General features: G+C 59.2%; 11 protein-coding genes. 5 read left to right on the top strand and 6 right to left on the bottom strand.

What is annotated here, in order from left to right:
* Positions 1 to 459: 459 nt before the first annotated feature.
* From PDO_RS09175 to PDO_RS09150, 6 genes are all read right to left on the bottom strand, one after another.
* Positions 460 to 2,352 (bottom strand): bifunctional sugar phosphate isomerase/epimerase/4-hydroxyphenylpyruvate dioxygenase family protein, encoded by a 1,893-nt coding sequence (locus tag PDO_RS09175; RefSeq protein ID WP_007600729.1) that lies wholly within the window; start codon positions 2,350 to 2,352, stop codon positions 460 to 462.
* Between the two features lie 52 nt (positions 2,353 to 2,404).
* A complete protein-coding gene (locus PDO_RS09170) occupies positions 2,405 to 2,845 on the bottom strand; it encodes a type II 3-dehydroquinate dehydratase (protein ID WP_085995774.1) in 441 nt (146 codons plus the stop codon).
* A 14-nt stretch (positions 2,846 to 2,859) separates the two neighbouring features.
* Entirely contained in the window at positions 2,860 to 4,161 is a 1,302-nt protein-coding gene (locus PDO_RS09165) for a TRAP transporter large permease (RefSeq protein ID WP_007600724.1), read from the bottom strand.
* The gene (locus tag PDO_RS09160; RefSeq protein WP_007600721.1) at positions 4,158 to 4,676 is read right to left on the bottom strand and encodes a TRAP transporter small permease; all 519 of its coding nucleotides are present in this window, start codon (positions 4,674 to 4,676) and stop codon (positions 4,158 to 4,160) included. The genes PDO_RS09165 and PDO_RS09160 overlap by 4 nt, the downstream gene beginning before the upstream one ends.
* Before the next feature lie 67 nt (positions 4,677 to 4,743).
* Positions 4,744 to 5,739, bottom strand: a complete 996-nt coding sequence (gene dctP, locus PDO_RS09155; RefSeq protein WP_007600719.1) for a TRAP transporter substrate-binding protein DctP — start codon at positions 5,737 to 5,739, stop codon at positions 4,744 to 4,746.
* Between the two features lie 120 nt (positions 5,740 to 5,859).
* Positions 5,860 to 6,762 carry a shikimate dehydrogenase gene (locus tag PDO_RS09150; RefSeq protein WP_007600716.1) on the bottom strand — a complete coding sequence of 301 codons (903 nt, stop codon included), beginning with the start codon at positions 6,760 to 6,762 and terminating at the stop codon, positions 5,860 to 5,862.
* A gap of 232 nt (positions 6,763 to 6,994) precedes the next feature.
* Between PDO_RS09150 and PDO_RS09145 the strand changes: the two genes are divergently transcribed.
* The 5 genes from PDO_RS09145 to PDO_RS09120 all read left to right on the top strand — a co-directional run.
* Positions 6,995 to 7,636: a TetR family transcriptional regulator gene (locus PDO_RS09145; protein WP_007600712.1), complete on the top strand. Its 642-nt coding sequence runs from the start codon at positions 6,995 to 6,997 to the stop codon at positions 7,634 to 7,636.
* Positions 7,637 to 7,890: 254 nt separating this feature from the next.
* The gene (locus tag PDO_RS09140; protein ID WP_007600711.1) at positions 7,891 to 8,499 is read left to right on the top strand and encodes a J domain-containing protein; all 609 of its coding nucleotides are present in this window, start codon (positions 7,891 to 7,893) and stop codon (positions 8,497 to 8,499) included.
* Between the two features lie 1,382 nt (positions 8,500 to 9,881).
* Positions 9,882 to 10,490: a TetR family transcriptional regulator gene (locus PDO_RS09130; protein ID WP_007600710.1), complete on the top strand. Its 609-nt coding sequence runs from the start codon at positions 9,882 to 9,884 to the stop codon at positions 10,488 to 10,490.
* Positions 10,491 to 10,629: 139 nt separating this feature from the next.
* The gene (locus PDO_RS09125) at positions 10,630 to 11,739 is read left to right on the top strand and encodes an efflux RND transporter periplasmic adaptor subunit (RefSeq protein ID WP_052023421.1); all 1,110 of its coding nucleotides are present in this window, start codon (positions 10,630 to 10,632) and stop codon (positions 11,737 to 11,739) included.
* 39 nt (positions 11,740 to 11,778) lie between these two features.
* A partial coding sequence (locus PDO_RS09120; protein ID WP_007600708.1) for an efflux RND transporter permease subunit occupies positions 11,779 to 14,656 on the top strand: 2,878 nt, incomplete at its 3' end.

The raw sequence follows: 14,656 nt of genomic DNA, 5'->3' as shown, positions 1-14,656 counted from the left end.
AATATTTGAGCAATTGCCACAGCTTGTTTCGCCCGACTGACCCATGGTCGGTCTGCAGTCGCGGTGAGCGTTCGTTCCGGCCGCCAACAGCGATGCCCGTGTGTCCGAACATCGCAAGGGCGCCGGCATCTGACGGCACACGGGCTGTCATTGTTGCCATCTCGGGGTCCAGCATTCAATTCCTCCAAAAGGACGAAACTCCGTTCTTCAACGCATGCCTGCGGGCAGACCAAAGGAACCAGCGCGCGTCCCTTGCGAGGGTCGACAACGCATTCCCGTCCGTCTTTGTTTCCTCATGAATTGACAATGGGTTCGAAATGCGACCCGCCGATCCTTGGGTCCGGCCCAAAGCCTGCGTCACCACGACAGGACGGTCGAGTCTACGCGACCGCGCCCAGCCGGATGTGACGCCACAGCCAGAAGATAACAGGACTTTATCGGCAGGCTGCCGCGCGTCGTTTACGTCGACGGCATTCCATCCGGCCGAAGATACCGTCTGAGTGCCGCGATGCGGAAGATGGCATTGGCTGCACCATAACCCTGGTAACCGCGGCGCTCGACGATCTCGAAGAAGAAGCCTTCGCCATAGGTGGGTGAATAGAGCTGGAAATATTCGCCATGCTCGTCGCGGTCATAGAGGATATTGCTGCGTTTCAGGTCGTCGACCAGCGCCGGGTCCAGTCCGAAGCGCACTTCGACATCGTCATAATAGTTCGGCGAGATGGTCAGCGGGACAAATCCGTTTCGCCTGAGGGCCTCTGCCGTGGCGAAGATGTCGTCGGTCCGGAAGGCAAGGTGCTGGATGCCCGATCCAAATGTTTCCGCGATGAAATGTCCAGCCAGCGTATTGCGGTTTTCCGCACCGTTCAGCGTGATCCGCAGGCTTCCGGACGCGTTCTCCACGACCTGGCTGCGGACCACGCCGGCCGGATCGATGATATCGACCATCGGTGTCTTTCGGGTTTTCAGTTGCGATGTGTAGAACAGCAGCCAGGTTAGCATCTCGTCATACTTGACCGTCTGCGCGACGTGATCGAAACCCGTCAGCCCGACATTCTTCGGGTTTTCATCGATCCCTGGCAGAGGCTCAAAATCCACATCCCATAGGCGGCCGAGATCGCTCTTGCGATCGAGGAAGTATAGCAGGCCACCGCCGACACCGCGGATCGCAGGCACAGCCAGTTCTCCTGGCACCACCGGTTGCTGGAACGCCTCCGCGCCGAGTGCGATGGCGCGTTCCATCGCGGCATTGGCATCGTCGACCATCAATGCAATCGCATAGGCATTTGCCCCATGCACCAGATAGGAAGCGCTGGCAAAGCCGGTTTCATCCCGATTGAGGATCAGGTTGACGCCGCCTTGGCTAAACCGGGTCACGGCCTTGGACTTGTGCCTGGCGACCGCCTGGAAACCCAGGACTTCCAGAAGCGCCTCCAACTGGCGTGCATCGTCGTCACTCACGGCGAATTCGACAAAAGCGATCTCTTCGACCTCTGCACGATCCGGCATGACCGGCACATTGATCGCAACGGCCGGCTCTGCCCGCTTCACCTGGTCCATCAGATAGACCAGCGAACGATGACCGTCGGCCGAAATCGCCGTGGGAGAGCCGCCACGGAACTGGTCGTTGAAGATTTCGAGCGACAGATAGCCACGATAGCCGGTCGCGGCCACTGCGCGCATGAAGTCGGTCACCGGCAGGTCGCCCTCACCCGGCATGTTGCGGAAGTGGCGCGACCAGTAGAGCAGGTCCATATCGATCTGCGGCGCATCGGCCAGCTGCACGATGAAAATACGGTCGCCGGGGATGGAACGAATGGAATTGACGTCAATCTTGCGCGCCAACGTGTGGAAGCTGTCGAGGATCAGACCGATGCTCGGGTGATCGGCCCGGCGGACGATTTCCCAGGCGTCCCGGTGATCATGAATGTGCCGCCCCCAGGCCAGCGCCTCGTAACCGACGCGCAAACCGCGTCGGGCCGCCCTTTCACCCAATTCCCGGAAATCGTCGGCGGCTCTGTCAATCCCCCCCAGCGAGACCGCCGAAGTATTCGAGCAGATCAGCATGAGGTCCGTGCCGAGTTCGGTCATCAGGTCGAACTTTCGCTCGGCCCGGTCGAAATTGCGGCTTCTGAATGGTTCGGGCATGCCTTCGAAATCACGGAAGGGCTGGAACAAGGTGACCTCGAGACCGTGATCGCGAACCATGCGCCCGACATCTGCGGGAGACCGGTCATAGGCGAGGAAATCGTTCTCGAAAATTTCGATGCCATCAAAGCCCGCGCGCGCAATGGCCGCCAGCTTTTCTTCAAAATTCCCGCTGATCGATACGGTTGCGATCGATGTTTTCATCTGCAGCTCCTGGCGTATCGAGACATCCTGACGTCATGCCTGGGGACGGCGGCTAGCGCTTGCCTTCGGAAATCAATAATTCGAGCGCTTTCACGGCGATCGGATAACCTTTGGCGCCAAGCCCTGCCATGACGGTGGTTGCCGTCATGGAAACGTAAGAGCGATGATAGATCGCCTCGCGTCTATGCACATTGCTGATGTGGAACTCGATGATCGGCCCCTTGAACATCTTCAGCGCATCAAGCAGTGCCAGCGAGGTGAAGGTGAATGCGGCCGGATTGATGATGATGCCGACACCTTCATCGATTGCCTCATGCACAAGGTCGATCAGCTTTTCCTCGCTGTTCGTCTGCATGAACACCACCGGCCTCAGGCCTGCCGCCTCCCGGCACCAGGCCTCGACGTCCGCAAGCGTGTCGTGCCCGTAAATCTCCGGCTCGCGTTTTCCGAGCCGGTTCAGATTGGGTCCATTGAGGACGTAGATCGGCTTCATCTCGCTCATCGACGTCATCCCTGATACCCCATCAGCCGCGGCAGCCACAGAACCAGATCCGGAATGAAGGTGATCAGGATCAGGCACAAAAACATGCCGCCGATAAAGGGCAGAGCATCCCGGATGATGTGGCGCACCGGAACGCCGGAGATGTTCGTCATGATGAACAGCAGCAGGCCGTAGGGTGGGGTGACCAGTCCGAGCATGATGTTGATGACGACCACGACACCGAAATGCACCATGTCGATGCCCAGAGCCTGGGCCGTCGGAATGAAGACCGGCACGATGATCAACAGGATCGCCGTCCCTTCCAGCACACATCCGAGCAGAAGCAGCACGATGTTGACGAGGATGAGGAAGGTCGTCGGCGTGAGCTCCCAGCCCGTCAACAGCACGCGCAGGCCATCGGGAATGTTTTCGATCGTGACGACGTAGTTGAACACGAGCGCACCCGCGATCAGCATGCCGATCGACGTGGACGACTTGGCGCTGAGCAAGAGCGAATCGTAAAATGCGCCCCAGCTAATGCTGCGATAGATCACCACGGACACGAGCAGCGCATAGGCGGCAGCAAGTGCTGCGGCTTCGGTCGGTGTCGTCACACCGGAATAGATGCAGCCGAGCAACAGGACCGGCATCATCAATGCCGGAAAGGCGCGCCAGGTAATGCGCGGAATTTCCTTGAGCGGAACCGGCGCCTCGACCGGAAAATTGCGTCGGCGGGCGTCATAGGCGACCTGTACCATCTGCAGTCCGGCCATCAGCAGGCCCGGCACCATGCCGGCGAGAAACAGATAGCCGATCGACGCATCCGACACCAAGGCGTAGACGATCATTGGAATTGACGGCGGAATGATCGGGCCGATCACCGAGGTAACGGCGGTAAGAGCCGCCGCATAGCTCGCCGGATAGCGGTCGTCGCGCGTCATCATGTTCTGCATCATGCGACCGCTGCCTGCCGCATCGGCAACGGCCGAACCCGACATGCCGGCAAAGATGATGCTCTGGACGACATTGACCTGTGCCAGGCCGCCACGAAAACGGCCGACCAGCACATTGCAGAATGCCAGCAGCCGCTCCGTCATCGAGCCGATATTCATGAATTCGGCCGCGAGGATGAACAATGGCACCGAGAGGATGACATAGTTGGAATACATGCCGTTCAGGAACTGCTCGGCGACGGTGCCCATGTCAGCGCCGACAAGAAAGAGATAGAGAACCGATCCCGTCATCATGGACAGACCAATCGGCAGGCCGAGAAAGGCCAGGCCGGTGATGACGAAGATGGATATCGAAAAAGGACTGGTAAGGTTCATACGCCGGAGCCCGCTTTGGTGGGATCGAAGGCTTCAGGTGCCTTGCCGCGGATGGCGGCGACACCGAGCCAGATGTAGCGGACGATCATGGCGACCGCGAAGACGATGTAGATCGAATAGAGATAGTCGAAGCGGATCTTGAGATAAGCCGTGCTTTCGACCTTCATGAAGGCGATGTAGTCGATCACCGCCGGCAGAGAGATGCCGAAAGCTGCGACCAGTGCGACCGCGCAGATGATCTGCATGACGCGGCGCGCACCAGCGCTTGCACTGGCCCAGAAGAAATCGAAGCGGATTTCCTCAACTTCGCGGATGACGAGAGCGGAACCGAAAAGCACGATCCAGATCCACAGGGCCACGCTCGCCTCATGGGTCCAGCCAATGGACAGGTTCAGCAGGTAGCGGAAGGCAATCTGCAGCAGAAAGATCACGAACATGCTGAGCAGCATGTAGGCAAGCACGTCTTCGGCCCGACGTCTCAACCATTCGGCAATCAGGGGGATTTTGTGGGTCATCCAGCGTCACTTTCCTGTTGGTTGATGCGAGCCGGAAAACCGGCCCGCATCAATGGGTGACGAACGATCAGAGAGCCGCGACCTTTTCCAGAATACCGGCCGGCCAGCTCTTGGCGAGATCAGAAGCAAGATACTTTTCCTGCGCGAACTTGCGGAAGGCATCGAGATCCGGCTCATAGACCTGAAGGCCGGCGGCCTTGAACTCCTCGACCAGGGTCGCTTCCTGGGCAAGGTGCTGCTCTTCGCTCCACATCATCGCCTTGTCGGCAGCGGCCTGGATCTTTGCCTGCTGGTCGGGCGTGAGGCCCTTCCAGACGTCGGCGGACACCGTCAAAAGATCATAGCCGATCAGATGCGAGGTCATGACGATCTGCGACATGACTTCATAGAACTTCATGTTCTTGACGTTGGGCAGCGGATTGTCCTGACCGTCGATCGCGCCGGTCTGAAGACCGGTATAGACCTCGGCATAGGCCATCGGGATCGGGTTTGCGCCGAGCGATTCACCGAGGAACTGCCAGGCATCGCCGCCCGGCATGCGCAGCTTGACGCCTGCGAGATCGGCGGGACCGGTGATCTTCTTTTCAGGCTTGAGGCCAACCTGGCGCGCGCCGAAATAGGTCGGTCCGAGAATATGAACGCCGGCCTTATCCTCTGCCATCTGCTTGAATTCCGCGCCGACATCGCTGGCGAAGAAGGCCCGGACATGGGCTGCATCGCGAAACAGATAGGCCGACGTCAGCACGGACCATTCCGGCACCTGCTTGGAAATATCCTGCGGCGCGATATTACCCATCTGCAGGTTGCCGCGCTGGAGTGCTACCAGTTCCGTGCCCTGCTTGAACAGCGTGCCACCATAGAAGGGCTCGACCTTGAAGCTGTCCTTCAGCTCCTCGGCAAACATCTTCACCATGCCTGCTCGAATATCCTGCTCGGAGAATACCGCCGAGAATTTCAGCGTGACCGCATCCTGAGCGAAGACGGCTGTAGAACCTGCCATGACCGTGGCCGTGGCAGCTAGGGACGCGCCAAGGAAATGGCGCCGCGAAAGTTCGAGTGTCATGTCTTTCCTCCTCAATGTCCCATCCGCCTCCACGGTCGCGGGACTTCTCCTCATCAGAGCGGCCGCCTGGCCGCCCTTTCAATTCAGCTTGCGAGATCGACTTTCCCGCAGGATCGAACATCAGCCATGACGCTCGCCCCGCATCGGATCCGGATTGGTCAGCGCCAGAAAATGCGCGAGCATGCGATCAACATCCGGCTCGCGTCCGGTAAAAAGCCGGAATGCGCCGACCGCTTGAAACACAGCCATATCGCCGCCATGCGCCACATGGCAACCGCGCGTGCGGGCTTCGGCCAGCAAGGCGGTTTCCAGCGGAAAATAGACGACCTCCGATACCCAGACTTCGCGCCGCAAGTAGCGTGCGGGCAGCGGCAGACCGGGACGTTTGTCCATGCCGGTGGGCGTCGCATGCACAAGACCGGTCGCCGTGCGCATCGCCTGCTCAAGATCACTGCCGGCTCTAACGCTTGCCTGTGGGAAATGGCCTGCCATCGTGTCTGCCAATTGGCTGGCACGATCACTGTCGACATCGAAGATGGTCAGCAGTTCCGCACCCATCTTCAAGATCGCAAAGGCGGTTGCGGCACCGGCACCGCCGGCACCCAACTGTACGACGCTTGCCAGATCGGCGTGTGGCAACTGGCGACGGAAGCCCTCGGCAAAACCCCACCAGTCGGTATTGTGGCCGAAGCGTTTGCCGTCGCGCAACACCACGGTGTTGACCGCACCTAGCCTTGCGGCATCGTCGGACAATTCGTCCAGCAACGGCATGACCGTCTGCTTGCAGGGATAGGTGATGTTCAGACCACAGAAACCTTTGTTCTCCGCATCGCGGATCAGGTCATTCAACATGTCTGGTGTGTGGCCCAGTGTATCCAGGTCGATGAGCACATAGTCATAGTCGAGCCCCTGTGCTGCCCCCTCCGCCATATGCATGGCAGGCGTGAGCGAGCGCTGGATTCCCGAACCGATAAGGCCCGCAAACTTTGTCTCGACGATGATGGCCCTGCCCTCCCTGCTCACATGCGTGATCCCTGTGACGGCCTGAGCCGCCAGTGCGATCTGCTGCCCGATCCTCCATCAGTCAGCACGCATCCTCAGATCAACGAATAATGTACGAACTAGTTCGTGTCAATTCTCCAGCTGTTGAATCAAAGCGTCAAGATGACTAAGAAATGCGGAGAGGCAGCAGCCAAACGGCGCGCTTGGCAGCGCGCGCTTGAGCCCGCACCGAATACAGGGAGTAGGGACGACCATGGCCAGAACAGCCAGCGATGCACGCAAGAACGATCCGGAAAAGACCAAGGAGAATATCCTGGACATCGCGACTGCGGAATTTGCCGAGTTTGGCCTGTCGGGAGGCCGCGTCGATGCGATCGCCGAGAAGACCCGCACCTCCAAGCGCATGATTTATTACTACTACGGCAGCAAGGAGGGCCTGTATCTGGCCGTGCTGGAGAAGGCCTATCGAAAAATCCGTTCGCTGGAGGCAGATCTGGAATTAGCCGACATGCCCGCGGAGCAGGCCCTGCGGCAGTTGATCTCAACGACCTTTGACCACGACGAACGCAATCCCGATTTCGTTCGCCTGGTCAGCATCGAGAACATTCATCATGCCATGCATATGAAACGTTCAACCGAGATCGGTGACCTCAACATCTCCGTCATCCGCACCATCCAGACAATACTGGATCGCGGCCTGCGCGAAGCCACCTTCACACGCAAGGCCGACGCAATCGACCTGCATATGCTGATCAGCGCCTTCTGTTTCTTCCGCGTGTCCAACCGCTACACATTCGGCACGATCTTTCATCGGGATCTCTCCGAACCGGGCCTCTACGCGCGTCACAAGCAGATGATCTCCGATGCGGTGATCGCCTACCTGCAAAACCCGTAGCACCGCATCGTGCAATCTGATCATCGGACATTCCCGGAAGAAGCGGGCAGACCACCCGGCAATATTGCCTATGTGCAACACCTGCCCGACTATATGCGCCAGGCACAGAATACGCGTTGCGCATATTCCACCGGCTAACCAATTGGCTGGCCAACCGGAATGGGGATCGAGGCCATAGCAACAGCAAACGTGATGCCGCTCGTGGCTGCATCGTCGGTCTTGCCGTTTGGAGCAGGTCCGCCCTATAAGGCCCGATGACGTCTGATTCAAAGATCTTCGTGGGCCTGAAGCCTACTCGTAAAAAGCCGACACCGCATCGCAAACCAAGTGGTCCAGCATGCCAATGGGACGGTTGCGAAGCCGTTGGTACGCATCGCGCTCCTGTCGGGAGGGATGCGGAAGGGCTCTATCTGCGGTTCTGTCCTGATCATGTCAGGGAATACAACAAGGGTTACAACTTCGCGACGAACCTGTCGGATCCAGTGACTGCGCGCTACCAGAAGGAAGCGGCAAACGGCACCCGCGCGACCGAAGGGACCAGCATCAAACCGCCGTCCGAAACCCCGCTCCCGTCCACGGAGCGCTCGGGTTCGGCGAAAGCGACCAATGCCCGCAAGACTGCGCAACAGCGCCAGGCTGCGGTAGCTGAACTCCAGCGGCGCCGGCTCAAGGTGCTTGAAGCCAAGGCATTCGATACCCTCGGCCTGTCGCCGGATGCAACGCCGGAAGAAATCAGAAGCCGCTACAAGCAGATGCTCAAGATGCATCATCCGGACGCGAACCACGGCGATCGCAATTCGGAAGACAAGCTTCGCGCTTCGATCGACGCACACAAGATCCTGAAGCTGAACGGCTTCTGCTGAACGCTCAATCTTGTGCTGTTCCTTGGCATGCCGGGACCACAATCCGCACTACGGATCGAAGCTTGACGGGGGCGGCTCTCTTGGAGGCGCCCGACGCGCCGTCACACGTCGCAATCGTGCTTGCCACTGGTGATTTTCGCAGGTTTCAACGCATTGATTTTGCTTGGCGCAATTTCCCATACGAAATTGAAGTGGGGCTTTGGTTTCGCCACTGCGTATGCGGTTATGGTTAACCGAATTTGACCGGATTGCTGGAAATTGATGGGCTACGCGCCCATGAAGCGATTCCGTTTCCTTAGTTCAGTTAGATTGCCACAGATGACTGGAATTTCCAAGGGCCCAACGCACACTGACGAAAAAAATACGTAAATGCGCTCGAAGACGTAGCTTTCCATGATTGAAGAAAGCGGCCGGCGCTACGTTACCGTTTGGCCTTCTTGTCGTGCGACGTTACCAAACGACAAGTGTCCTTACCGCAGCACCATCGCAAGGGCGTCCGGGTAGACGTCCAATGCGGCACGACAGCCCCATCCAGCGCGAACGGCCTCAACCGCACTTCTGATGCAGCAGTAAAATGCTGCATTCGAAAACCGCATACGAGTTCATAACGACCATCACCTGAAACGCGCGAACCTTCCCCCCCTCTCCCCTTCCCCGCAGAGACCGGGCACCAATCATCCCGACCGGGAGAGTGTGCATCGCCGACCGCCTAGCCCAGGCTTTGTGAATAAGCCTATTTATAAGATGGCGAACTATACCGCGCTTCCGCCGCTTTCCGTGCGGCTTGCCGCCAAGCCAACTGGGCGTCGACAACAACAAGCGGTTCTTGCGATCGCAGAATTATAGTTCGGCTGCTCGATCGATGATCGTTTGCCGCATCCCGTGAACTACAGTTGGCCTCTTAGATCTCCAATGGGGCAGCACCAACAGCGCGACTCATAAACCGCGACCCACTTATGTTGACAGCTGTCAACAGTCGTTCTTGCCAACCCACTTGATAGAGCTTGCCGCTCTCAATCGCCATGCCCGGCAGCTTGGAGGCAGTGCCTGCAGGGCCGCAGCTGGAACTCACATCATCGACCTACAGCAAGCCCACACCCTCCCAATCGATCAGCCATCCCCGCAAGACACGAGCAATGAAGGAGCCGTCAAGAACGACGGCTTGGCCAGCACACCCACCCGCTGGACCAACTCTATACGTCATCTTTGCCGTGCGCCGAAAGCGCGCCCCGCGAATGGTTTGTTAACGGTCGTATATCACAATAGGCCACAACTCTGGCGCGCCTTGTTTCAGGGTTTTCTTTCATGAGATATATTGACAACCAACTTCTGACATTTTATTGCTGACGAAATTCAATATTCGTCATCATTCAGGAATGCAGATGCCTCACGTCATTGAAGCTGATCAGGAGCAGACGCGTCACGACAATGTCGTGCGTATTCTCGCAGCGGCTGAGCGCCTGTTCAGACACTACGGATATGCCAAGACGACGGTCGCCGACATTGCCAAGGATCTCGGCATGTCGCCGGCCAATATCTACCGTTTCTTCGCGTCAAAAGTGGAAATCCATCAGGCGCTGTGCGCCCGGATGCTGAACGAGAGCCTTGAGCTGGCGCGCGCATGCGCTGCCCTGCCACTCAGCGCCGAAGAACGGCTGCGGCGCTATTCCATGGGCCACTATCAGTATACAGTCGAAACCATGCTCGATGCCGAAAAGGTGCATGAGATGGTCATCGTCGCCATCGAGCGAGACTGGCAGGTGGTGGACCAGCATATCGACCAACTTCAGGCTATCGTGCGCGACATAATCGCTGACGGCATGGCAAACGGTGAATTTACGAAGGGTGACCCGGAACTGGCATCTCGCTGTTTTGGCGCTGCCACATCCGCGCTGCATCACCCGCAACTCGTGGCCCAGTGCATTGGCAAGGGCAATCGCGCCAATGCCGAACAATTGACTGAATTTTCGATCCGGGCCCTCAAGGCCTGACCCGAGAGCGAGCCTCGGAGGCTCGACCCGGCATCCAGTGTTTCAGGAGAGTATGTTTATGACACCGCGTCCAATCGAACTATCGACCCCCGGCCGCAACAAGCGTGGGCGAATTGTGCGCCTGCTTGCGCCGTTGGTGATGACAATCGCGCTGGCTGCCTGCTCCGACGACAAGGCCGAAGTTTCCGAGGCACCGGCAATGCGCCCGGTCAAGGTCGTCGAGGTTGACGCCGCCTCACCGGCCCGCGAAATGCGCTATTCCGGCGCGGTAAAAGCCCGCAGCGAGGCCGCGACCGGCTTTCGTGTTGCCGGAAAGATCATCGAGCGAAATGTCGATATCGGCGACAGGGTCAATCCCGGCGACGTTCTCGCCCGCATCGACGCGACAGATTATGAACTGCAGGTGCGCAGCGCAGAAGCCAGCCTTGCATCGGCCCAGCGTCAGGTCGAGACCACCGAATTTGCCCTGAGGCGCGCTGAAGCGCTCTACAAGCAGCAGGTTACCACCAAGGCCCAGCTTGAGCAGGCGCAGCTTTCCTACAACCAGGCGACATCGACGCGTGACAGTGCCCGCTCGAGCCTCGAGCAGGCACGGAACCAGGTTGGCTACAGTGAACTCAAGGCAGACAAGCCCGGCATCGTGACCGCGATCAACGCGGATGCCGGTCAGGTAGTCTCGGCCGGCAGCCCCGTCGTGACGGTTGCCGCTGACGGCGAAAAGGAAGTCCTGATCGCCGTTCCGGAGAACGAGATTTTCGCCTTCACCACCGGCAAGGTCGTCGACGTGACGTTTTGGTCGAATGCCGGCGTCACGCTCAAGGGTACCGTTCGCGAAGTCGCCGGCTCCGCCGATGCCAGCTCTAGGACATTCGCCGTTCGCATTTCGCTTCCCGAAGATGCCCGCGTACTGCTCGGCATGACCGCCGGCGTGATAGCGACAACCCCGACCGCCGACAATCACTACAGCCTGCCATTGTCTGCTTTGGCACGCGACCCGGGCCAGCAGACGATTGTCTGGACGGTCGAACGGCTCGACGGCACGGTCCATGCCCGGCCAGTCAAGGTTGCCGAATTCACCGACGTCGGGATCAAGGTCTCGGAAGGCATCCGCCCCGGCGATCTGGTGGTTGCAGCAGGCACGCAATTCATGGCGGAAGACATGAAGGTCAAGCTTCCCGAGGGCGTATTGTCCCATTCGGCAGAAGCCGCGGAGCCTGCCGTCACCGGCAGCACCAGCGAAACGCCCTGATCCCGATCCCTTCCCGTTCCTCCCGCGCGGACCATTGCCATGAACACCCCACCCGTCGACCACGGCTCCTTCAATTTGTCGCGTTGGGCGATCGGCCATCCCAGCATGGCACGCTTTCTGTTCGGCCTCATCCTGATCGCAGGTCTTTTCGGCCTGATGCGCATGGGCCAGAAGGAAGATCCTGATTTCACCTTCCGCGTCATGGTCGTGCAGGCCTTCTGGCCCGGCGCGTCGTTGACCGATATGCAGGATCAGGTGGTCAACAAGATCGAGCGCAAGCTGCAGGAGACGCCCTATCTCGACTGGGTCAAATCCTACACTCGCGCCGGCTCGGCCATCATCACGCTTCAGGTCAAGGGCAATACGGACGCAAACGACGTGGCCGATGCCTTCTACCAGGTGCGCAAGAAGATCAGCGACATCGAGAACGAACTGCCCGAGGGCTTGCTCGGCCCCTATTTCAATGACGAATTCGGCGACACCTATATCACACTCTATTCACTGACCGGGAACGGCTACAGCTATCCGGAACTGAAGAACTACGCGATCCAGGCCCGCGACGTACTGCTCTCGACGGCGGGCGTGGAAAAGGCGGTGATCCTCGGCGATCAGCCGCAGAAGATCTTCATTGAAGTGTCTTCCAAGGCACTTGCGGAGCGCGGTCTCACCTTCACCGATCTGCAGAATGCGCTGGCTGGCCAGAATGCGATTGACGCCACTGGCACGATCGATACCGGCGAACGCTCGGTGCGCATCGCCGTCGACGGCGGTTTCAGCGCCGCCGAAGACATTCGCGAACTCCGCCTTAAGGCAGGCGACCAGATCACACGCCTCGGCGACATTGCCACAGTCACCGAAGGCCTCGAGGATCCCTATCAGCGCAAGTTCCGCTTCAACGGCCAGGATTCCGTCCAGGTCGGCGTGGTGATGACCAAGGGCTTCAAGGTCACGGATGTCGGCAAATCCGTCGAAGAGACACTGTCCCGTTTCGAGGCAAGCCTGCCGCTTGGCGTCGAGGTATCACAGATCTCCAACCAGCCGGAAGTCGTGGAAGAGGCCGTCGGCGAATTCATGAAGGCTCTAGGCGAGGCCCTGCTGATCGTGCTGGTCGTGTCGTTCATCTCGATCGGCTGGCGCTCGGGCCTGGTTATCGCCATTGCGATCCCGCTGGTGCTGGCGGCCACTTTTGCCGTCATGTACCAGTTCGGGCTCGACCTTCAGCGCATTTCGCTTGGCGCCCTGATCATCGCGCTCGGGCTTCTTGTCGATGACGCGATGATTGTCGTGGAACTGATGGAACGAAAACTGGAGGAGGGGCTGCACAAGATCGACGCGGCGAGTTTCGCCTATTCGTCGACCGCCTTCCCGATGTTGACCGGGACACTGATCACCATCGCCGGCTTCATTCCCGTCGGCTTTGCGGAATCGACCGCAGGCGAATATGTCCGGTCGCTCTTCTATGTCGTCGGCATCTCGCTGGTCATATCCTGGTTCGTGGCCGTCTATTTCACGCCTTGGCTCGGCTACATGATCCTCAAGCAGAGACACCATGCCGGCAACCATCACGATGCTTTCGATACGCCGTTTTATCATCGGCTGCGCTCCACCGTTGTCTGGGCGGTCAAGCATCGGCTCATCGTGATCCTGCTGACGCTCACGGCGTTCGTCACCAGTCTTTGGGCCTTCCAGTTCATTCCGCAGAATTTCTTCCCGCAATCCTCGCGACCGGAAATCCTCGTCGATCTTTGGCTCCCGGAAGGCACGTCGATTTCTGAAGTCGAACGCCAGGCGACCATTCTCGAAGACAGGATCCTCAAGGAAGACGATCAACGTTTCGTTGCGACCTATATCGGAGAGGGGGCACCGCGCTTCTTCCTGCCGCTCGACCAGCAACTGCGCAATCCGAACTACGCCCAGCTTCTGGTCATGGCCAAGGACGAAGAGGGACGCGAGCGTTTGATCACCAAGATCCGCGACATGCTCGCAGCCGACTTCCCGGACATCCGCGGCAAGGTCGACCGTCTGTTCCTCGGCCCGCCGACGGGTTGGCCGGTGCAATTGCGCGTCTCGGGACCGGACCGCGCCGAGGTTCGCCGAATTGCCGACGAGGTGAAGAAGGCCTTCAACGCCAACCCCGTCCTGCAGGCCGTTCACGACGATTGGCTGGAGCCGGTTGCAGCCATGAAGCTGGTGGTTGACCAGGATCGCGCCCGCGCGCTTGGCGTCACTTCGCAGCGGCTTCGTCAGATGCTGCAGGCGACAATGAGTGGAGCGCCGCTGGCGGATGTGCGGGCAGGGGAGGAGACAATCTCGATTGTCGCTCGCGAACCGGAGGAAAGTCGCAAGCTGTTGACAGCTGTCAACTCGATCTACATCCCGACCGACAACGGAACTTTCGTGCCCCTGTCGCAGGTCGCCAAAGTTGTTCCGACCCTGGAGCAGGGCGTCGAATGGCGGCGCAATCGCCTGCCGACGATCACGGTCCGCGCCACCCTTCCGGATGACGTACAGTCGAACGACGTGACGATGAAGATGTATGCCGAACTCCAGCCTCTGCGTGATCGGCTACCCGCCGGATACCTCGTCGAGATCCAGGGCGGGGCAGAAGACAGCGCCGAGAGCCAGAACTCCATTGCCGCCAAAGCTCCGGTCATGCTGCTGGTCATCGTCGTACTCCTGATGATCCAGCTCCAGCATTTCGGCAAGTCAATGCTTGTCCTGGCCACCGGCCCGCTCGGCATCATTGGAGCGTCGGCGGCCCTGCTGATCTCCGGCGCACCCTTCGGCTTCGTCGCGATCCTCGGGGTCATCGCGCTTCTCGGCATCATCATCCGCAATTCGATCATCCTCATCGACCAGATTGATCAGGACATTGCCGCCGGCATGGAGCGTTCGGAAGCCATTGTCGGCTCAGCCG

This window comes from Rhizobium sp. PDO1-076 (genome assembly GCF_000247475.1).
Taxonomy (GTDB): domain Bacteria; phylum Pseudomonadota; class Alphaproteobacteria; order Rhizobiales; family Rhizobiaceae; genus Allorhizobium.
Note: the sequence above shows the minus strand (reverse complement) of the source record. Positions and strands in the feature narration are given on the sequence as shown.